The organism is Candidatus Methylomirabilis sp. (assembly GCF_028716865.1).
Taxonomy (GTDB): Bacteria; Methylomirabilota; Methylomirabilia; order Methylomirabilales; family Methylomirabilaceae; genus Methylomirabilis.
This window is the reverse complement of the sequence record NZ_JAQUOY010000015.1, coordinates 19,286-38,097: the sequence shown is the minus strand read 5'-3', so window position 1 is coordinate 38,097 and position 18,812 is coordinate 19,286. Positions and strand designations below refer to the sequence as shown.

Here is an 18,812-nt window from a genome sequence, read left to right as displayed (position 1 = left end):
GAGGTTGGTCGGTATGGCAAGCAACAAGATTCTGATTCGTGGCGCGCGAGAGCACAACCTTCAGTCGATTGATCTGGAGATCCCCCGGGACAAGCTCGTGGTGATCACCGGCGTCTCCGGCTCCGGGAAGTCGTCGCTGGCCTTCGACACCATCTATGCCGAGGGGCAGCGCCGCTACGTGGAGTCGCTGTCTACCTACGCCCGTCAGTTTCTGGAACAGATGGATAAACCGGACGTGGACCTGATTGAGGGACTGTCGCCGGCGATCTCCATCGAGCAGAAGACCACCAGCAAAAACCCCCGTTCGACCGTCGCGACGGTAACCGAGATCTACGATTACCTCCGGCTCCTGTTTGCCCGTGTGGGTAAGCCGCACTGTTACACCTGCGGCAAGCCGATTGCATCCCAGACGATACAGCAGATCGTAGACCAGGTGCTGGCGCTGCCGGATGGCAGCAAGTTCCAGGTTCTCGCCCCGGTCGTACGAGGGCGAAAGGGGGAGTACCGTCAGGTCTTTGCCGATCTGCGTCGGCAGGGGTTCGTCCGTGTTCGTGTCGACGGCAAGCTTCGGGAACTTGAGGAGTCGATCGATCTGGATAAAAACAAGAAGCACACGATCGAGGTTGTGGTGGATCGGCTCATCCTGAAGACGGATATTCGAAAACGGCTGGCCGATTCGCTCGAGACCGCGCTCAAACTCAGCGAGGGGATTGTGACCGTCAACCTCCTCGAGCCGTTGAAAGATCTGATCTTCTCCGAGCGGCTCGCCTGCATCGACTGTGGCGTCAGCTATCCAGAAATCAGCCCTCGCATCTTCTCTTTCAATAATCCGCACGGGGCTTGTCCCACGTGCGATGGCCTGGGTACGAAGCTGGACGGACGGATGGAAGATCTGCCAGGCATCCTGGAGCCGTGGCACGGGGGTCCGAACATCCACTATCTGGACCGCCGTTATAAGGAGACATCCTCTTCCAAGGTACGGGAGGAGATTGAGAACTACGTCAAGCGGTTGGCCAGCATTCGCCCATGCCCGACGTGCCAAGGGGCGCGCCTGCGGCGGGAATCACTGGCCATCAAGGTAGACGGCAAGTCGATCGCGGATGTGACGCGGTATTCGGTCAAGGCGGGGCTACAGTTCTTCCAGGACCTGCAACTCGGCGAGAAAGACCGTGAGATCGCCCGCCGCATCCTGAAGGAGCTGCGGGAGCGTCTGACATTCCTCGTGAACGTCGGCCTCGATTACCTGACCCTGGACCGAACGGCGGCCACCCTGGCGGGCGGGGAGGCGCAGCGAATCCGCCTGGCGACGCAGATCGGCAGTTCGCTGGTCGGTGTCCTGTACATCCTGGATGAACCCAGCATCGGCCTGCATCAACGGGACAATGCCCGCCTCCTGGATACCTTGAAGCGGCTCCGCGATCTGGGGAACACCGTCCTGGTCGTCGAGCACGACGAAGAGACGATCCGCGATGCCGACTACGTCATCGATCTGGGTCCGGGGGCAGGGGTTTCCGGTGGGCGAGTCGTCGCGTACGGGAGCCCCCGTGACATCATCCGACATAAGAGTTCGCTGACCGGTCAGTACCTGTCGGGGCGTCTGGCGATCCCTGTTCCTGCCCTTCGACGGCGAGGGAACGGCCTCGTCCTTACCATCGTTGGGGCGCGTGAACATAATCTCAAGAATATTGAGGTGGAGATTCCCCTGGGCGTGTTGACCTGCGTAACCGGTGTGTCCGGTTCCGGGAAGAGCACCCTGGTCAACGAGATCCTGCGGCGGGCGCTCGATCACCGACTCTACGGCTCTCGGGAGCGACCGGGAGCGCACGATAAGATTCTTGGCGCCGAGCATATCGACAAGGTGATCGACATCGATCAATCGCCCATCGGCCGCACCCCACGCAGCAACCCTGCTACCTATACGGGTGTCTTCAGTTTCATTAGGGAGCTGTACGCGCTGGTTCCGGAATCGCGCATTCGAGGCTACAAGCCCGGCCGCTTCAGCTTCAATGTCAAGGGCGGCCGATGTGAGGCCTGTCAGGGCGATGGGCTGATCCAGATCGAAATGCACTTCCTTCCCGACGTCCACGTCACCTGTGAGGTCTGCAAGGGGGCGCGCTACAACCGGGAGACGCTGGAGATTATCTATAAGGGCAAGAGTATTGCCGATGTGTTGAATATGACCGTAGAAGAGGCGCTGGCCTTCTTCCAACCCGTCCCCAAGATCAAGGAAAAACTTCAGACTCTTTTTGATGTCGGCCTGGGTTATATCAAACTGGGCCAGTCGGCCACAACGCTCTCGGGCGGTGAGGCGCAACGGGTCAAGTTGTCGCGGGAACTCAGCAAACGAGGGACCGGCCAGACCTTATATATCTTGGATGAGCCAACCACCGGGCTGCACTTCCATGATATCAGCCAACTTCTGGAGGTCCTACACCGTCTGACCGATGTCGGCAATACCGTCCTGGTGATCGAGCACAACCTGGAGGTGATCAAGACGGCCGACTGGATTATCGATCTGGGGCCGGAGGGTGGGGATGATGGAGGGCGGGTCGTCGCGGCAGGACAGCCGGAGGAGGTGGCCGCCCATCCGACCTCCTACACCGGCCAGTTTCTCAAGCGGATGCTTTGAAATAGTTACGCGTCATGGATGCCTTTTGTCTAGCCGCGATCATTCAGGAACTGCAAGGGGTTGTCGTGGGCGCCACGATCGACCGGGTCGTGCAGCCCGATCGCTGGAGCCTGATGCTGGTATTTCAACGACACCGGCCTGGAGGGTTGCTGCTTTCTGTGAAGCCTGATGCGCCCAGGGTCGAACTACGTCCGCCGCCCCGCAAGTCGTCTTTGCCCTCATCGAGGTTTGGGGACCTCGTCGCCTCAAAAACGAAGGAGGCGCTGATTGAGGCGGTTGAGCAAGTAGGGTTGGACCGAATCATGGCGATACATATGCGCGGCGGCCCGCTGTCTGAGGCGGCCATGACCCTGTATATAGAGATGCTTGGGCCTGCGAGCAACTTTTTCCTCGTCGATCGAGTCACTGGAACGGTCATCGACCGCCTTCGCTCAGCCTCCGGAAGAACGAGGGGCAAGACACCGGGACCGGGCGAGCCGTATCAGCCCCCCTTCGATAACAGCCGCATCGATCCCAGATTTGTCAACGAGGACGAATTTCAAGAACTGGTTCGTGTGCGCCTTGCTGAAGGGGTCGAACCGGCGCGCGTCCTCGCGACCTGCTTTACAGGATTCAGCTCGTTAATGGCGACGGAACTGGTGGCCCGTTCCGGCCTTTCGACACTCGCCTCGCTCGACGAGCAAGCGCGCGCCTTGTGGAAGCCGTTTCACGAGTTCATGGACTGCGTGGCTACCGCTGCCTTCGAACCCAAGCTTCTCATGGGGAGCGATGGGGAGCCGGTCGGCATCGCAGCCTTTCCACTCGTCACGGTTCCTACCGATCACCAGGTTCCTTATTCCACGATGGCTGAGGCGCTTGCTGCCTACCATGCAAGCCGCGAACAGGGTGAGCGGTTGCAGGCCCTTCAGGTTGGGTTGCTGCGCCGTCTGCAGAGTGAGATCGGCGCCGCGGAGCGGCTTTTGGCTGGGCTCGGGCAGGAGGCCGCTCTCTATCGTGATGGCGAGCTCCATGCGCGGAAGGGCCGGCTCCTGCTTGCCAATCGGGCCAATATTCGGCGTGGACAGCAAACGGTCGAACTTGCCGACTACGCTGAGCCGGGAACGCCATTGCTGCGAGTCGAGCTGGACCCCGCATGTTCCATCGAGGAGAATGCTCAACGCTTCTTCGCGCTGCACCGCAAGGCGAAACGCGGAGCGGCTATCGTCAATACGCGTCTTGAAGAGGCAGCCCTGCGACTAGCTACGCTCCGGTCGCTGATCCAGAAAGCGAGCATGGCGAACGGCGCGGGCGAGTTGCAGTGGGTTGATGCCGCCTTGGCCCGTATGGCAAGGCGGAGACCTGTCCAAGGACCGGCAGCGCCGCGCGTTCAACGCACAGAAGGCCCCGAACCGCGCACCTTCCGCTCCTCTGACGGCTTCTCGATCCTGGTCGGCAAGAGTGGAGCGGGCAACGATCGCCTGACCTGGCGGCTTGCCCGACCTCACGATCTGTGGCTTCACGCCCAGGGCATTCGGGGCTCGCATGTCCTCGTGCGCCTGGCGAAAGGAAAGCAGGCCCCACCGCGGACTCTTTGCGAGGCGGCGCAACTCGCCGCCTACTACAGCCAGGCGCGTGGGGAGGTCAAGGTGCCGGTGGACTACGTCCTGCGGAAATTCCTGAGGAAGCCGAGGGCGGCCGCGCCGGGGGCGGTGCTCCTGACGCAGGAGAAGACGATCACGGTTCGGCCCGAGGCTGACCTCGTCCGCCGACTGCATACTGCAGACGCTCTTAGCGCCGAGGATTAAATGGCGATCTACGCGGCCATCGATGTCGGGACCAACACCCTCCGTCTGCTGGTAGCCGAAGCGGCGGACTCTGGTCGCTTCACTATCCTTCATCAAGAACAGACGATCGCTCGTCTCGGTGAAGGGTTGATGCCAAGTCGGCGACTCCAGGATGTGCCGCGTCAGCGAAGCCTGACGATCCTCAGAAGGTTCGCCGAAACGGCGCGCCGCTTCAAGGCGATGCACGTGGCGGCGATCGCCACCAGTGCCGTGCGGGAGGCGAGTAACCGCGAGGAGTTTGTGGCTGCGGCGCTCCGGGAGAGCGGAATTAGCCTCCGGGTCATCGACGGCAGCGAGGAGGCGCGGCTTACCCTGCTCGGTGTTCGGCACGGGCTCCGCCTCGGGTCAGAGCGAGTCCTGGTCATGGATATCGGCGGTGGGAGCACCGAGTTCATTCTCGCCACGGGGGAGACGATTGAGGCGATCGTGAGCACCGGTCTGGGCGTGGTCAAGCTGACCGAGGCGCATCTGTACAGCGATCCGCCAACCCCCGGTGAGCTGGAGGCCGTTGAACAGGTTGTCGCGGACCGCATTGGGCGGCTACGCGCTGAACTGCCAAAACTCGATGGGACGGTGCTCATCGCCACCGCCGGGACGCCAACTGCTCTCGCGGCAATTGACCTTGGGCTGACCGTCTATACTCCCGATCGAGTGGACGGCCATCGGCTGTCGTTGACTCGGACGAGGCAATTGCTTCGCGTGCTGACGACGAAACCGCTGACCGAACGGAGCAAGATCCCACCCCTGGAACCAGGACGCGCCGATCTGATTGTTGCAGGAACGACCCTTATCGTCACGGTCATGGGCGCGCTCGGCTACGATGAGTTCATGGTCAGCGACAGTGGCCTGCGGGAAGGGATCCTCCTTGACCTTCTCAGACAGCACGCCGCGTAAGGCTAGTGCGATATCCTCTCTTCTTTCCTTTGCGTTGACAACACTCTCCGTTGTATGCTAAGGATGATTTCACCATGCGGGGATTCGCAAGCCGTAAGCCCATAGAACCACTCGATGGACACTGACAAAGTATTGGTATTGAATCACTCCTTTGAACCCCTCCACGTCTGCACTACGCGAAGAGCCATTATTCTGCTGTACACTGGAAAGGCCGAACGGATCGAGGACAGTCCAAGTATTGTTCACTCCCCCTCGATCGTCTTTGTCATCCCTGCTGTGATCCGCCTCTATCGTTATGTGAAGCTTCCGGTCATCCCCGCGATTGCCTTCAACAAGAAAAATATTCTGAGACGGGACGCGTATACCTGCCAATACTGCGGCCGCAACGGTGGTGAACGGATGACCATCGATCATGTGATTCCCAGATCGCTTGGGGGACGAACCATCTGGGAGAACGTGGTGAGCGCGTGCCGCGCCTGTAACGTGAAGAAAGGGAACAAACCCCTTCACGAGGTCAAGATGAGCTTACGCCGCAAGCCCTCCAAGCCGGCCTCTGTCTTTTATCTGGGGATCATGTCCCACTCCCCGTACAGGCTCATCTCATGGAGTAAGTATCTCCCCCGCGAGGTTGGCGGGGACCTCCAGGGCGCCGGTTCCTGACTACCCTGACCATGCCTAATTTCAAGCTCGTCTGCGACTATCAGCCAAAGGGCGATCAACCCCAGGCGATCAGGAAGCTGGTTGACGGGTGCCTGCAAGACAGGCCTCACCAGGTACTCCTGGGGGTAACAGGTTCGGGTAAGACCTTTACCATGGCGAACGTCATCGCTGCGATCGAACGCCCAACACTGATCATTGCCCACAACAAGACCCTGGCGGCACAGCTCTATGAAGAGTTCAAGGCGTTTTTCCCGCACAATGCCGTTGAATACTTCGTCAGCTACTACGACTACTATCAGCCGGAGGCGTACCTGCCTGTCACCGATACCTTCATCGAGAAGGATTCGATGATTAACGACCAGATCGATAAGCTGCGTCATTCAGCCACGCGTTCGCTGCTGGAGCGACGTGACGTGGTCATCGTAGCCTCCGTCTCATGCATCTACGGTCTGGGTTCTCCGGAAGCCTATTATGGGATGATGGTCTTCCTGGAGCGAGGCAGCTTCTGCGATCGGGAGCAGATGCTCCGGAAGTTGGTGGAGATCCAGTATCAGCGAAACGACTACGATCTGCACCGCGGCAGTTTCCGGGTGCGAGGCGACGTGGTGGAGATCTTTCCCGCCTACGCCGATACGGTGGTTCGTGTGGAGCTGTTCGGCGACGAGGTGGAAGGGCTGTGGGAGATCGATTCGCTCACGGGCGAGCGGATCCAGGGACTTCATCGGGTTCCGATCTATCCGGCCACGCATTACGTGACCCCCCACGACCGTCGAGAGGCGGCCTTTACTGCGATCCTTAAGGAGCTGAACGAGCAGGTCGCGTCCCTTGAGAAGGCCGGGAAGCTCCTCGAGGCGCAGCGGTTGAAGCAGCGAACCGGCTTCGACCTGGAGATGATGCGGGAGATCGGGGTCTGCAAGGGGATCGAGAACTACTCGCGCCATCTCTCGGGACGAGTCCAGGGCGAGCCACCCCCCACACTGATGGACTACCTGCCCAGGGATGCCCTGGTCATTATCGATGAGTCCCACCAGACGATTCCGCAGATCCGCGGCATGTATCACGGCGATCGCTCCCGCAAGGAGACGCTGGTCGAGTATGGGTTTCGCCTTCCGTCCGCCATGGACAATCGCCCATTCACCTTTGAGGAGTTTGAGCGGGCTGTACGCCAGGTCATCTATGTATCGGCTACGCCGGGCCCCTACGAGCTGACGAAGGTCAAAGGGGAGATTGTGGAGCAGATCATCCGCCCCACCGGGCTGATCGACCCTGAGATCCAGGTCAGGCCGATCCGCGGGCAGATCGATGATCTGATCGGCGAAATCCGGGCCGTCACGGCCAGGGGCCATCGGGTCCTGGTCACGACGCTCACCAAGCGGATGGCAGAGAACCTCACCGACTACCTCGCTGAGGTCGGGATCAAGGTCCGCTACCTGCACTCCGATATCGATACGCTGGAGCGAAATGAGATCATCCGAGAACTGAGGCTTGGGAAGTTCGATGTGTTGGTCGGGATTAATCTGTTGCGGGAAGGGCTGGACCTCCCTGAGGTGGCGCTGGTAGCCATCCTGGATGCCGATAAGGAGGGGTTCCTGCGCTCCTCCGGATCCCTCATCCAGACGATCGGCCGGGCGGCAAGGAATGTTGAGGGACGGGTGGTGCTGTATGCCGATACCATCACAGACTCGATGAAGCGTGCCATTGAGGAAACCGAACGGAGACGTGAGGTCCAGATGGCCTATAACCTCGAGCATGGGATCACGCCGGAAAGCATCAGGAAGTCAATCTCCGATGTCCTCTCGAGCGTCTCCGAGAAGGACTACTATACCGTCCCAGCCGCGCCCGACGTCGAGCAAGTCGGCCGTCTCACAGAAGAAGAGCTGCTGGCCCAGATCGGGCAGTTGGAGAAAGAGATGCGGGCGGCGGCGAAGCGACTCGAGTTCGAGAGGGCGGCGGAGTTCCGGGATCAGATCCGGGAGTTGGAGAAACACCGCCTTGGAATCGTTGAGGGTTAGCTTGGGCCGAAGGAGAGAGGCGAGTCGAAGAGCGGAGCGGCGGATTATTTGGGGCTCTGGGAAAGGAATCCTGTCTATGTGGACAGGGAGTTGAAAGACGGCAGGTTCTTCATGACAAGAGGAGGTGGCGAGCATGAAAGGTAAGGTGAAGTGGTTTAACGTGACGAAACGGTTCGGGTTCGTTGTGCGGGACGATGGGGGGCAGGATGCATTCGTCCACGCGAGTGACGTGGAGGGAGGTACCACCCTGAGGGAAGGCGATACGGTCGAGTTTGACCTGGGCCAGGATGATCGTGGCCGCGCGAAGGCGGTCCGGGTCCGGGTCGTACAGGGGTAATCACTAGACCAGACCTGCCTGGGATAAGCATTCGCTCAGATTGAGCCGGGAGGGTCGTCGAGAGTGGATCCCTCCTTGCGTGCTATACATCTTTCCTTAGCGGTGTCCGAGGCGCTGCTATGTGAGGCCGTACCATAACCTTCGGACTGCCATCCGCAACCTCGTTAGACGCCTTGCCGCAGTGAAGCAGACAGACAAACAGATGGTGGCCTGAAAATGGCTGCTGATGATCGTGATATCTGTTTCGTATGCGGTACGCCTGGGGCCGATACTCGGGACCATGTGCTCCCTGAGTGCCTATTCGTGCCACCTCGTCCCAATAATCTTCTTACTCTACCCGCTCATCATGGGTGCCATAATCAATTACACGAAGAATACTTTCGCAACATCGCTGCTTTGCTAGGTTCTGATAGTAGCGGTACGGCCAACGCACTGTGGGAAGGCAAAGTTGCTCGATCGCTTCAACGCAATCGCCGCCTACGAGATTCACTTCATACCTCTCTTTTGAAGAAAGTTAACCTGATTTCTTCGGGAGGTATCTGGTTAAGAACGGCACCAGGAATCCGAGTTGACAGGGACCAATTCTATCCGCCACTTGAAAAGATCCTGCGTGGCCTTTATAAGTATCACGCAGGGGGGTATCTGCATGCAGACACCATGCTTAACTGGGCGATAAATGAACCGCTAAAAGGTGGGAGACTGAAGATTTTCCGGTTATCGGAACCAGGGCTCTCTTATCCTGACGTCTTCGGGTCTCGATTCGGTATTGCGTCCGATGACAAAACCGAAATCTCGGTCTGGTGGTTTCGTTTTTATCAAGGGCTGGTGATGCGGTGCGTGACCAGGATTGATCTCAAGCCAACATAGTGAGGCTCGGCGTCTAATCATGGCGTGCAGCCGACGCGTAAGAAGCCGCGCGCGGCTGATGCCCGGTAGCTACACACTCTGCGTTAAGCGGACACGGAGGTAGCGGAAGATGAGAATCGTTCCAATCCTACTCGCTGCTGTTACTCTAGCCGCCACCCCTTACTGGGCGGATGCTCAGGTTGGTCGGTATCAGGTCGTGCCTGTCGGCACGCCGGCCGTAGCAGTCTTGGTCGATACAGTTTCGGGATGTACGTGGCACCTCGCCAGCCTGCCCGGTTCCGGACGGCTGTGGTTCTCTTTTGTCCCGCGCGCGGCTGTGCCCCCCGGCAAAGACAAGACAACTGCACTGATACCGAAAGAATGCCTAAGTTTTGACGGCGTTACACTGAGTGATTTTCTGAAGTCCGAGGGAGCAGAAGGGGGACGGTGATGGCTGCAGCGTCTGACGCCCTCCACAATCTGGAAGCTGCAATCAGGTCCGCTTTGGACAAGCTTTCTCACCAGCAGCGAGCCGTGGAGGCAGAGGCGAAGCGGCTTTCGATAGCGTTCGTATGGACTTGTCTGCTGGCCGCGGCCTAACGGGCCGGTAGCTGTAAGCATCCACGTGGTGGGGCCGCGATGCGCAGCCTCACAGGTGGCTGGAGCGGCCTTCCCTGGGCGACTTATCAGCCGTCCTGTTATGCGGCTTGATGGAGGACAAAGTTGCAAAGCGTCTTTCTATTCTCTCCGGTTCATGATCCTGAAATCCTCCTGGCCCTAGAACCAGAAGAACTTGCTGGTGTAGTACTGCAATATCTTAATTCGCTCTCCGAAGGCGACCAGGGCAAGTTGAATCGTTGCACCTTTGGTCTGCCTCGCACCGTCCAACAGTATCCGCCGGAGTACTGAGATCGCCTGCGCTTAGCTTTGATGGAGGCATGGATGTGGCTTGAGCGAGAGAATTTTTTGGCTCCTTGTTCTGGCGCTCAGGGTGACTGGGTCTTTCTCATTCGTCGTGCAAAATAATTGACCACTGCCGAAGATCTAAAGAAGTACAGGCGGGGAAAATCTAGAGGACTCCTGCATTCGAGCCTCGCGCAGAAGATCTGGGCATCCCTTCTGCGAGGAGACTACGACACAGCCGTATTGCAGGGGTTCAAGGAGGTCGAAGTCCGCGTCCGAGAAGCGGGCGGTTTCGCAGACATAGACATCGGTGTAGATCTTATGCGCAAGGCGTTCGCGCCAGGGAAGGGCTCGTTCTTTGATCTCGGGGCCCCCAAGGCTGAGCAGGAAGCTCTAGCCCATCTCTTTGCCGGCGCGGTCGGTTCCTACAAGAAGCCGCATAGTCACCGGAGCGTTAGAATTGAGGCAGAAGAGGCTGTCGAGATGATAATGCTTGCGAGCCACTTATTGGGCATCGTAGATGAGAGGGCGGGTACGCGGTATCGCGCCGCTGGCGCCGCTGACCGCCCTGGCGTTCGCCGCATCCCTGGGAGATAGCAATGAAGAAGAGTGAGCGAAGAGCTCGCCTCATCCAGTGGCTTGAGATCATCTACGAGGACGTGGAAGATCTCTTGCTAGATGACCACATCTTTTGGGAGCTGCAAGGGGTCGTCCAGGAAAACCCGCGGTTCGCGGAATGCTCCGGGCTGTTCCTCCAATGGGCGGCTTCAGCCTTCGTCCAAGCCACGGCAGTAGGCGTTCGAAGGCATGCGAAGGCTGACGAAGATAGTGTATCCTTGCGCCGCTTCTTGAACGAGGTAGAGAAATATCCATCATTGGTGTCTCGTGAGCATTACATGGGCTTTTACGCCGGGGAAAAAGCGTGGCTCATCAAGGTTGGCCAAGAGGATTTTGATCGTTTGGCCGGTGCAGGCGGTGCTCATATCCCGGTGGCAGTCGTTAAGGACCATATAAGCCAACTGACTCAGGCGGTCGGTGGTATCGAGCACTATGTCGACCGACGCGTTGCTCACTACGACAAGAGAGGCGTCAAGCAACCTACACCGACGTTCTCAGACCTCAGCGAAGCCCTCAAGACGCTCGAAAGAATCATCATCCTCTACTGGCAGTTCCTGAAGAATCAGGGAATGGGCACCATGTTGTTAAACATCCAGTTTGATTGGAAGGAAATTCTCCGGTTCCCTTGGAGCCCTCCACCCCATGACGTAAGCGAGGCTATCTAGCCTCAGGCAGATCTGATCTGCGCACCTTGACTAGAGGAAACCATTGCGGTACATATAATAACTAAGGGATTGGACTTGGCCTGTTCTACTGTGAGCCCCGACGCTGATGGTGTGTTGATAGGTTGCAGGGCAGATGGGGGAGCAACGGTTCTGAATGCCACGGATCAAGGGTGTTCTCGGGCCGTATCGGTTATTCTTTACGAGTTTTGACTGCAATGAGCCGCCGCACGTTCATGTGGAGCGCGGGGACAGGACCTGCAAATTCTGGATCGAGCCGCTTGGGCTTGCTCGTAACTACGGCTTCAGAGCCCGAGAGTTGAATACGATTCGCCGGATCATCCAAACCCATCGCACAACCATTCTGGAGGCATGGCATGAACACTGTGGCGAGTAGCGATCCCCGCATTGAAAAGGTGCGGGTCACGGAAGACGAGATTATCGCGCATCTGGTAGACGGCCGCGTGATTAGTGTGCCGCTAGTCTGGTCCTGGCGATTGTCTGAGGCGACGCCAGCACAGCGCGCAAACTTTCGCCTCATCGGCACAGGTCAAGGAATTCATTGGCCCGAGATCAACGAGGACATCAGCGTAGAGGGGATGTTTCATGGGGTCCCAGCGCGCCGCCCAAGATCTAGGGCGGTAGCAGCCAGAGTCCGCTCGGCGCGGAGTCAGGCGACACCAAACAAGCGCACGCTGCTAACGCGCAAGAGGGCGACGAGCGGCTGAGCTTCTCCATAAGACCGCTTCAAGTCACTGCGGCGACGGTTCTCTTACATATCCTCTTCTCGTAGCCCCCACTTTCCTTTTGACTCCTCTCACCCCCTATGCCAAAATCCGGCAGACAACCACTCACGAGGAGAATCCTGCATGCATCATTTCCAGTATCGCGGCGATCAGCTTATGTGCGAAGAACTGCCGATCGAGCGGATCGCTGAGGAGGTCGGTACCCCGTTCTATCTGTACAGCCATGCGACGCTCACGCACCATTTCCGGACCTTTGACCAGGCGTTCGCCGATATTCCCCACCTGATCTGTTTTGCGGTAAAGGCCAACTCCAACGGCGCGACCTTGAAGCTCTTTGCCGACCTTGGAGGCGGTGCCGACGTCGTATCGGGCGGGGAGTTGTATCGTGCCATGAGGGCCGGCATTCCGCCCAGCCGGATCGTCTTTGCGGGAGTGGGCAAGACCCGTGAGGAGATGGGCTTTGCCCTGAAGTCTGATATCCTGATGTTTAACGTGGAATCCCCCCAGGAACTCCGCCTGTTGAACGACGTGGCTGGGGCCATGGGGACGAAGGCGAGGGTGGCGTTGCGGATCAACCCGGACGTCGATCCTAAAACGCATCCGTATATTTCGACCGGGCTGAAAAAGAGTAAGTTCGGCATCGACATCTCCCTGGCGATGGAGGAGTACCGAGTCGCCAAGGAACTGCGCCACATCGATGTCGTTGGGGTCCATCAGCATATTGGGTCCCAGATCACCGAGATCGCGCCCTTTGTAGACAGCCTGGTGAAGGTTGCGGGGCTGATCGTCGAGCTCCGGCAACATGGCTTTGCGATTCAGTACCTGGACGTCGGTGGCGGACTCGGGATTACCTATAAGGATGAGGATCCGCCTGTGCCGCGGGTCTTCGCGGAAGCGATGATTGCAGTCATCAAGGATCTGGGCTGCACCATCGTACTGGAGCCTGGCCGGGTGATTGTTGGGAATGCGGGGGTCCTGGTGACGAAGGTTCTCTACGACAAGCGCACGCCCGCCAAGCACTTTATCGTAGTTGATGCGGGAATGAACGACCTAGTCCGCCCGAGTCTGTACGGTTCTTTCCACTCTATCCTCCCCGCGCGGCGCCAGAAAGGTCGGGAGACGGTGATGGCTGATGTGGTGGGCCCTGTCTGCGAGTCGGGAGATTTTCTGGCCAAGGACCGGTCTATGCCGGCCCCCGAGCCGGGAGAGCTGTTGGTTGTGATGAGCGCCGGCGCCTATGGCCATACGATGTCATCCAGCTATAATAGCCGACCCCGGCTGCCGGAGATCCTGGTGAAAGGAGATCGCTGGTTCACGATCCGCGAGCGGGAAAGCTACGAAGATCTGATCCGTGGCGAGCGGGCACTGCCGGATCTTTAAAAAGAACAGTGCGAGGTAAAGCGTAAGGCAGAGGCAAGATGGACAAGCTGATCTTTATGAAGATGAGTGGGAGCGGGAACGATTTCATCATGATCGATAACCGCGACGGCCGTCTTGACATAGAGCCAAGGACGTTGGCCGAACGGATCTGCCGACGGCGGATATCGGTTGGAGCCGACGGCCTGATTCTGGTCGAGCCTTCTTCAGTAGCGGATTTTCGAATGCGAATCTTGAATGCCGACGGCAGTGAGGCGGAGATGTGCGGTAATGGTGCGCGTTGCGTGGCTAGGTTCGCCGAGGTGCTGGGGATCGCCGGACCCCACATGGCCTTTGAAACGCTGGCAGGGATCATCCGAGCCCAGGTAGACGGTTCCAGTGTCACGCTCCAGACAAGTCGGCCACAAGGGATGCGCCTTCACCAATCGATCGAGGTAGATGGTGTTGCGCATGAGGCCCACAGTATCAATACAGGGGTCCCTCACGCCATTCTCTTTTTCTCGGATTTGGAGGCGATCCCAGTCCGAACCCTGGGGCACAAGATCAGGTTTCATCCGGCCTTTCAACCGGCGGGAACGAACGTCGATTTTGTCAGTCGCCTTAACGAGCGGACGCTTCTCATCCGAACTTATGAACGCGGTGTCGAGGACGAGACGCTGGCCTGTGGCACGGGGACCATCGCCGCGGCGCTGGTTGCGGCCACATTGGGGCTGGTCTCTTCCCCGGTGGGGGTCAGGGTGAGGTCCGGCGAGACGCTCACTGTGTCGTTTACCGGCAATGGGCCGGAATTTGACGAGGTCTTTTTCGAGGGAGAGGTCCGGCTGGTCTACCAGGGCGAACTGATGGCGGAGGCTCTGTCAGTGTAGTTTCGGGTGTGGAATTCCGGATTTCGAGAACTCTCAACTCGAAACTGGACTGGTTGGAGGTCACATGAAGCGAATGTTTCAGGGATCGATGGTGGCATTGGTGACTCCCTTCACAGGCGGGAGAATTGACGAGCCGGCCCTCCGTGAGCTGGTAGAGTTTCACATCAAAAACGGCACCGATGCCGTGGTTCCTTGCGGGACGACGGGAGAGTCGCCCACTCTCAGCCATGACGAACACAGGCGGGTGATCCGGCTTGTGGTCGAGGTGACGAATGGGCGTATAGCGGTCGTCGCCGGGACCGGCTCGAACAGTACGGCTGAAGCGATCGATCTGACCCGCTATGCCAAGCAGGCCGGGGCTGATGGCGCACTTTTGGTACTCCCCTATTACAATAAGCCGACCCAGGCGGGTCTCATCGCGCACTGTCGCGCCGTTGCCGATGCGGCTGAACTGCCGTTGATCCTCTACAATATCCCGGGACGGACGGGGGTCAACATGCTGCCGGAGACGCTGGCGGCGCTGGCCGACCATCCATACATCGTCGGCATGAAGGAAGCGACCGGCAACCTGGAGCAGATGACCCGGGACATCGTCCTGTGCGGGGATAAACTCTCGTTCCTGTCCGGGGATGATACCCTGACGCTGCCGCTTCTGGCGGTAGGGGGGCGAGGGGTGATCTCGGTAGTCGCGAACATCGTACCACGTGATGTGGCCGACTTGACTCATGCGTTCCTTGGCGGCGACTGGAAGCGCGCCAAGGAGATTCACCTCAAGCTCTTCCCGCTCTGCCAGGCGATGTTCTACGAGACGAACCCGATCCCGGTCAAGACCGCCATGGCCCTTCTGGGAATGATTGGCGGTGAGCTTCGCCTGCCGCTCTCGTCGATGAGCGAGTCCAACCTGAACCGGCTTAAAGCCGCCATGCGGGCCTACGGTCTGATCTCGTGAGTATTCCTTCAGTTTTCAGCCTTCAATTTTCAGCCTTGCTCGGTGTCTCTCAATGATACGTGCTATTGTCTGTGGTGCGGCTGGGCGGATGGGTGGGCGGATCATCGCTATGATCCATGAGGCGGACGACTTCACACTGGTCGGGGCGGTGGAACGACCGGGTAGTCCAAGCATCGGGCAGGATGCTGGTGAGGTGGCGGGCATCGGCAAGATCGGCGTACCCCTTGTCGATGATCTGGGTACCGTGATGGGGAAAGGACAGGTGGTGATCGACTTCACCGCCCCGCAGGCCACGATGGCCCATCTGGCTATCGCGGCCCAATCGAGGGTGCCTGTTGTGATTGGGACCACGGGGTTGGGCACCGCCGATCTGGAGCGGATCAGGGAGCTTAGTTCGGCAGCTCCGTGCGTTGTCTCGCCTAATATGAGCGTCGGGGTCAACGTCCTGTTGAAGGTCCTCGCCGAGGTGGCCTTGACCCTCGGAGAGGAGTACGACGTTGAGATCGTTGAGACCCACCACCGATTCAAACAGGATGCCCCGAGCGGAACCGCGTTAAAAATGGCGCAGGTGATCGCAGAGAAGCTGGGCCGTGAACTGGACAAGACGGGAATTTACGGCCGTCAGGGATTGGTCGGAGCGCGCAGCAAAGAGGAGATCGCCATTCATGCGCTGCGGGCCGGCGACGTGATCGGAGATCATACCGTCATTTTCGGCGGCATGGGGGAGCGGATTGAGATGACGCACCGGGCCCACAGTCGGGATAATTTTGCTCGTGGCGCCTTGCGCGCGGCCAGGTGGGTCATCGGCTGGCCACCCGGTCTGTACGATATGCAGGATGTGTTGGGACTCAAGGACAAAGGTAGATAGACTGAAGACCGAAGACTGAAGGCTTGTTCGAATCCTTCAGTCTTTAGCCTTCAGCCTAAGCCCTATACTATGCGGATTGTGCGATTCGTCGTCGGCAAACAACCTCGATACGGTATCATCGAGGACACTGTTGTCCGGGAGATCCAGGGCGACATCTTCGGTAAGTTTGCCGTGACGGACCGGACGCATTCGCTGAAGCGGATCAGGTTCCTTGCGCCAACCGAACCCTCCAAGATCGTAGGGGTGGGTCTGAACTACCGTGATCATGCCGAGGAGTTGAATCTGCAGGCCCCGGATGAGCCGATTATCTTCTTAAAGCCGTCGACCGCGTCGCTCCCCCATCACGGCCGGATTATCTATCCGAAGTCGTGCGGTCGGTTGGATTATGAGGCGGAGCTGGGGATCGTCGTAAAGAGGACCGCGAGGGCCATACCGATCGAGAAGGCGCATCGTTATATCCTGGGGTATGTCTGCGTGAACGATGTGACAGCCAGAGACCTGCAGCGCAAGGACGGACAATGGACCCGGTCAAAATCGTTCGATACCTTTGCGCCGTTTGGCCCGTGGATCGAGACCGATCTCGACCTTTCCGATGCCCCAATCCGGGCGTTCCTGAACGGTGTAATCCGGCAGGAGTCGAACATCAATAACTTGATCTTTGAGGTGCCGTACCTGATTCATTTTGTCTCTACGGTTATGACCCTCTATCCGGGCGATGTCATTACCACCGGTACGCCTTCGGGGATTGGTCCGATGCGGCCTGGCGATACGATTGAGGTCGAGGTGGGAGGAATCGGCCGGCTGAGCAACACGGTTACCGCTGAAAGCTGATGGCCGATAGCTGATCTTTAAGTGAGGAGGAGAAGACGGGCATGGGAGCACCCTTTAGCGTAGCACAGCGGCTGTCGAAGCTGCCGCCGTATCTCTTTGCGGAGATCGACCGCTTGAAGCAGGACGCGATCCGTCGCGGCATGGATATCATCAACCTGGGGATCGGCGACCCTGATCTGCCAACGCCGCCGCACATCATCAGGAGGATGCAGGAGGCCTCGGCCGACCCGCGGCACCACCAGTACCCTTCATATGAAGGGATGCTCAGCTTCCGGCAGGCGGTAGCTGACTGGTACAGCAAACGGTTCGGCGTGACGCTTGATCCGGAGACGGAGGTTCTGAGTCTCATCGGTTCAAAAGAGGGAATCGGCCACATCCCTCTGGCGTTTGTCGATCCGGGCGGCATCGTCCTGATCCCCGATCCCGGCTATCCGGTCTATCAGGCAGGAACCGTCTTCGCCGAAGGAGTGCCGTACTTCATGCCGCTCACGCGAGAACGGTCGTTCCTTCCTGACCTTGACGCGATCCCATCGGAGGTCCTGAAGAAGGCTCGGATCATGTTCCTGAACTACCCCAATAACCCGACGGCCGCTGTGGCGCCCAGGGCCTTTTTTGCTGAGGCGGTCGACTTTGCGCGTAAGCACCGGCTGATTCTCTGCCACGACGCGGCCTATTCCGAGATGGCGTATGATGGCTATCTTCCGGAGAGCCTGTTGGCAGTGGAGGGGGCGAAGGATGTGGCCATCGAGTACCATTCGCTTTCCAAGACGTACAACATGACCGGGTGGCGAATCGGTTTTGCAGTCGGGTGCCGTGAGGTGCTTTCGGGTCTTGGTCGAATCAAGACGAACCTGGACTCTGGGGTTTTCCAGGCGGTGCAGGAGGCGGCTATCGCGGCGCTCAGTGGCCCGCAGGAGTGCGTTGAGGCGATGCGGGCCACCTATAGAGAGCGACGCGATGCGCTCGTGGATGGCCTGTCGGCGCTCGGGTTTGCGGTGGAGAAGCCCAAAGCGACCTTCTACGTCTGGATTGGTGTGCCTCGGGGCCGTACCTCAGCCTCCCTTGCCTCCGCGCTCCTTGCTGAGACCGGCATCGTCATGACCCCAGGTACGGGGTTTGGCCGATACGGTGAAGGTTACATTCGAGCGGCCCTGACTGTCGATGTCTCCAGGATCAAGGAGGCAGTCGAGCGGATTGCCGCCTCGAATCTCAAGCCCCAATAGTTTCAGGAGGCGAACCAGTGTCTTTCTATACCCTGGCTTCTGGAACATGAGCGATCGCGCGTATATCGGGATCGGATCCAACCTTGGAGACCGGATTAAGCACTGCCAGGAGACTATTAGGGTCATATCAGAAATTGCAGGGGTTACGGCCATGCGGGTCTCATCGTTTTATGAGACCGCACCGGTCCCTCCCGCCTCTGGCAACTGGTTTGTCAACGGCGTGGTCTCAGTACAGACGACGCTCAAGCCGGGAGCGTTGCTGCTCGAGCTGTTGCGGATCGAACGGAGTATGGGCCGCGCGACGGAGCGAGCGCGAGGCGAAGATCGGAGTATTGACCTCGACCTGTTGCTTGTGGGTTCACAGATCGTGGACCAGCCGGGTCTTGTCCTCCCCCACCCGCGACTGCATCAGCGACGTTTTGTCCTGGTTCCGCTCTGTGAACTTGATCCGGATCTTTGCCATCCGGTCTTGGGTGTGACCATGGGGCAGTTGCTCGATCATCTCGACGATCCGTCGCTTGTCCGGCTGCTGGTGCCGGTGATCAGGTCTGTAGAGTAAGGGGAGGAT

Annotated in this window: 19 protein-coding genes; all 19 read left to right on the top strand. The window is 58.9% G+C overall.

The genetic code is table 11. From position 1 onward, the window contains the following. Nucleotides 1–13: 13 nt before the first annotated feature. Complete coding sequence (uvrA, locus tag PHV01_RS07490; RefSeq protein ID WP_337290533.1) at nucleotides 14–2,629, top strand: excinuclease ABC subunit UvrA; 2,616 nt, start codon at nucleotides 14–16, stop codon at nucleotides 2,627–2,629. Between the two features lie 14 nt (nucleotides 2,630–2,643). Beyond that, nucleotides 2,644–4,413: an NFACT family protein gene (locus PHV01_RS07485; RefSeq protein ID WP_337290532.1), complete on the top strand. Its 1,770-nt coding sequence runs from the start codon at nucleotides 2,644–2,646 to the stop codon at nucleotides 4,411–4,413. Beyond that, on the top strand, nucleotides 4,414–5,346 hold the full coding sequence (locus PHV01_RS07480; protein ID WP_337290531.1) for a Ppx/GppA phosphatase family protein: 933 nt from the start codon (nucleotides 4,414–4,416) through the stop codon (nucleotides 5,344–5,346). It begins immediately after the preceding gene. 114 nt (nucleotides 5,347–5,460) lie between these two features. Further along, on the top strand, nucleotides 5,461–6,006 hold the full coding sequence (locus PHV01_RS07475; protein ID WP_337290530.1) for an HNH endonuclease: 546 nt from the start codon (nucleotides 5,461–5,463) through the stop codon (nucleotides 6,004–6,006). Between the two features lie 11 nt (nucleotides 6,007–6,017). After that, on the top strand, nucleotides 6,018–8,018 hold the full coding sequence (gene uvrB, locus PHV01_RS07470; protein WP_337290529.1) for an excinuclease ABC subunit UvrB: 2,001 nt from the start codon (nucleotides 6,018–6,020) through the stop codon (nucleotides 8,016–8,018). A gap of 133 nt (nucleotides 8,019–8,151) precedes the next feature. Then, nucleotides 8,152–8,355, top strand: coding sequence for a cold shock domain-containing protein (locus PHV01_RS07465; protein WP_337290528.1), 204 nt, complete (start codon nucleotides 8,152–8,154; stop codon nucleotides 8,353–8,355). 976 nt (nucleotides 8,356–9,331) lie between these two features. After that, nucleotides 9,332–9,652 (top strand): hypothetical protein, encoded by a 321-nt coding sequence (locus PHV01_RS07460; RefSeq protein WP_337290527.1) that lies wholly within the window; start codon nucleotides 9,332–9,334, stop codon nucleotides 9,650–9,652. After that, complete coding sequence (locus tag PHV01_RS07455) at nucleotides 9,652–9,801, top strand: hypothetical protein (RefSeq protein ID WP_337290526.1); 150 nt, start codon at nucleotides 9,652–9,654, stop codon at nucleotides 9,799–9,801. The genes PHV01_RS07460 and PHV01_RS07455 overlap by 1 nt, the downstream gene beginning before the upstream one ends. A 426-nt stretch (nucleotides 9,802–10,227) precedes the next feature. Further along, nucleotides 10,228–10,701 (top strand): TIGR02391 family protein, encoded by a 474-nt coding sequence (locus PHV01_RS07450; protein ID WP_337290525.1) that lies wholly within the window; start codon nucleotides 10,228–10,230, stop codon nucleotides 10,699–10,701. 2 nt (nucleotides 10,702–10,703) lie between these two features. Continuing rightward, a complete protein-coding gene (locus tag PHV01_RS07445; protein WP_337290524.1) occupies nucleotides 10,704–11,387 on the top strand; it encodes a hypothetical protein in 684 nt (227 codons plus the stop codon). 154 nt (nucleotides 11,388–11,541) lie between these two features. Beyond that, nucleotides 11,542–11,781: a DUF4160 domain-containing protein gene (locus PHV01_RS07440; RefSeq protein WP_337290523.1), complete on the top strand. Its 240-nt coding sequence runs from the start codon at nucleotides 11,542–11,544 to the stop codon at nucleotides 11,779–11,781. After that, complete coding sequence (locus PHV01_RS07435) at nucleotides 11,762–12,112, top strand: DUF2442 domain-containing protein (protein WP_337290522.1); 351 nt, start codon at nucleotides 11,762–11,764, stop codon at nucleotides 12,110–12,112. The genes PHV01_RS07440 and PHV01_RS07435 overlap by 20 nt, the downstream gene beginning before the upstream one ends. 141 nt (nucleotides 12,113–12,253) lie before the next feature. Continuing rightward, a complete protein-coding gene (gene lysA, locus PHV01_RS07430) occupies nucleotides 12,254–13,510 on the top strand; it encodes a diaminopimelate decarboxylase (protein ID WP_337290521.1) in 1,257 nt (418 codons plus the stop codon). Nucleotides 13,511–13,548: 38 nt separating this feature from the next. Beyond that, nucleotides 13,549–14,373, top strand: coding sequence for a diaminopimelate epimerase (gene dapF, locus PHV01_RS07425; RefSeq protein ID WP_337290520.1), 825 nt, complete (start codon nucleotides 13,549–13,551; stop codon nucleotides 14,371–14,373). Nucleotides 14,374–14,446: 73 nt separating this feature from the next. Continuing rightward, nucleotides 14,447–15,322: a 4-hydroxy-tetrahydrodipicolinate synthase gene (gene dapA, locus PHV01_RS07420; protein WP_337290564.1), complete on the top strand. Its 876-nt coding sequence runs from the start codon at nucleotides 14,447–14,449 to the stop codon at nucleotides 15,320–15,322. Between the two features lie 52 nt (nucleotides 15,323–15,374). After that, entirely contained in the window at nucleotides 15,375–16,190 is an 816-nt protein-coding gene (gene dapB / locus PHV01_RS07415) for a 4-hydroxy-tetrahydrodipicolinate reductase (protein ID WP_337290519.1), read from the top strand. 69 nt (nucleotides 16,191–16,259) lie between these two features. Further along, nucleotides 16,260–17,021, top strand: coding sequence for a fumarylacetoacetate hydrolase family protein (locus PHV01_RS07410; protein ID WP_337290518.1), 762 nt, complete (start codon nucleotides 16,260–16,262; stop codon nucleotides 17,019–17,021). Nucleotides 17,022–17,062: 41 nt separating this feature from the next. After that, nucleotides 17,063–18,244 (top strand): LL-diaminopimelate aminotransferase, encoded by a 1,182-nt coding sequence (locus tag PHV01_RS07405; protein WP_337290517.1) that lies wholly within the window; start codon nucleotides 17,063–17,065, stop codon nucleotides 18,242–18,244. 46 nt (nucleotides 18,245–18,290) lie between these two features. Beyond that, complete coding sequence (gene folK, locus PHV01_RS07400) at nucleotides 18,291–18,803, top strand: 2-amino-4-hydroxy-6-hydroxymethyldihydropteridine diphosphokinase (protein WP_337290516.1); 513 nt, start codon at nucleotides 18,291–18,293, stop codon at nucleotides 18,801–18,803. Nucleotides 18,804–18,812: the final 9 nt, after the last annotated feature.

Excerpts from the sequence above, each read along its gene's own strand:
- uvrA (WP_337290533.1), top strand. The coding sequence starts at position 14 with ATGGCAAGCAACAAGATTCTGATTCGTGGCGCGCGAGAGCACAACCTT.
- PHV01_RS07485 (WP_337290532.1), top strand. The coding sequence starts at position 2,644 with ATGGATGCCTTTTGTCTAGCCGCGATCATTCAGGAACTGCAAGGGGTT.
- PHV01_RS07480 (WP_337290531.1), top strand. The coding sequence starts at position 4,414 with ATGGCGATCTACGCGGCCATCGATGTCGGGACCAACACCCTCCGTCTG.
- PHV01_RS07475 (WP_337290530.1), top strand. The coding sequence starts at position 5,461 with ATGGACACTGACAAAGTATTGGTATTGAATCACTCCTTTGAACCCCTC.
- uvrB (WP_337290529.1), top strand. The coding sequence starts at position 6,018 with ATGCCTAATTTCAAGCTCGTCTGCGACTATCAGCCAAAGGGCGATCAA.
- PHV01_RS07465 (WP_337290528.1), top strand. The coding sequence starts at position 8,152 with ATGAAAGGTAAGGTGAAGTGGTTTAACGTGACGAAACGGTTCGGGTTC.
- PHV01_RS07460 (WP_337290527.1), top strand. The coding sequence starts at position 9,332 with ATGAGAATCGTTCCAATCCTACTCGCTGCTGTTACTCTAGCCGCCACC.
- PHV01_RS07455 (WP_337290526.1), top strand. The coding sequence starts at position 9,652 with ATGGCTGCAGCGTCTGACGCCCTCCACAATCTGGAAGCTGCAATCAGG.
- PHV01_RS07445 (WP_337290524.1), top strand. The coding sequence starts at position 10,704 with ATGAAGAAGAGTGAGCGAAGAGCTCGCCTCATCCAGTGGCTTGAGATC.
- PHV01_RS07440 (WP_337290523.1), top strand. The coding sequence starts at position 11,542 with ATGCCACGGATCAAGGGTGTTCTCGGGCCGTATCGGTTATTCTTTACG.
- PHV01_RS07435 (WP_337290522.1), top strand. The coding sequence starts at position 11,762 with ATGAACACTGTGGCGAGTAGCGATCCCCGCATTGAAAAGGTGCGGGTC.
- lysA (WP_337290521.1), top strand. The coding sequence starts at position 12,254 with ATGCATCATTTCCAGTATCGCGGCGATCAGCTTATGTGCGAAGAACTG.
- dapF (WP_337290520.1), top strand. The coding sequence starts at position 13,549 with ATGGACAAGCTGATCTTTATGAAGATGAGTGGGAGCGGGAACGATTTC.
- dapA (WP_337290564.1), top strand. The coding sequence starts at position 14,447 with ATGTTTCAGGGATCGATGGTGGCATTGGTGACTCCCTTCACAGGCGGG.
- dapB (WP_337290519.1), top strand. The coding sequence starts at position 15,375 with ATGATACGTGCTATTGTCTGTGGTGCGGCTGGGCGGATGGGTGGGCGG.
- PHV01_RS07410 (WP_337290518.1), top strand. The coding sequence starts at position 16,260 with ATGCGGATTGTGCGATTCGTCGTCGGCAAACAACCTCGATACGGTATC.
- PHV01_RS07405 (WP_337290517.1), top strand. The coding sequence starts at position 17,063 with ATGGGAGCACCCTTTAGCGTAGCACAGCGGCTGTCGAAGCTGCCGCCG.
- folK (WP_337290516.1), top strand. The coding sequence starts at position 18,291 with ATGAGCGATCGCGCGTATATCGGGATCGGATCCAACCTTGGAGACCGG.